This is a genomic window from Caballeronia calidae, from assembly GCF_900044055.2.
GTDB lineage: Bacteria > Pseudomonadota > Gammaproteobacteria > Burkholderiales > Burkholderiaceae > Caballeronia > Caballeronia calidae.
On the sequence record NZ_FCOX02000357.1, the window covers coordinates 1 to 593 of the forward strand.

The 593-nt window shown below is 61.6% G+C and carries 1 pseudogene; it reads left to right on the forward strand.

Annotation, left to right across the window (positions count from 1 at the left end):
- A pseudogene (locus AWB78_RS43020) lies at window positions 1-311 on the forward strand (transposase); the annotation flags it as partial.
- Between the last annotated feature and the right edge of the window lie 282 nt (window positions 312-593).

Below are 593 nucleotides of genomic sequence, written 5' to 3' on the forward strand. Positions count from 1 at the left end.
CAGGTGGGCGCGTGCGTCGGCCTGGTGCCGCAGCCCTATGACAGCGGCGAAAGCCAGGTCGACCAGGGGATCAGCAACAGGGCAACCGACGGGTGCGCGCGCTGCTGATCGAGATGGCGTGGACCTGGCTGCGCTACCAGCCCGGCAGTGCACTGACACAGTGGTTCAACCAGCGCACGCAGGGCACGGGGCCGAACCGCCGCGCGCGGCGCATCGCCATCGTCGCTGTCGCACGGCGACTGGTGATTGCACTATGGCGCTACCTGAAGCACGGCGTTATTCCTGAGGGCGCGCAGATGAAACCCCTCTGACCTCGTATGCATAGCGAAAGTGATGCCGCGACAATCGGATCACTTGTTGTTCCCATGGTTGAAGTGGACATGCCCGTCGGATTCCTGGGTTGCCGACGCAACCGATTTCTAGATGGGGCACGTCACCCGGACACCGGAGTTCGACAGTTCCACGGCCAAAAACGCGATTTTCGACAGCCAGGCCTTGTATCGGCGCGGGTTTCGACGGGGTGCCCAATAAAGTCTTGTGGTGGCACGTCACGACCGATGAATGTCACTGTTGATATACGTATGGGTGTGGTA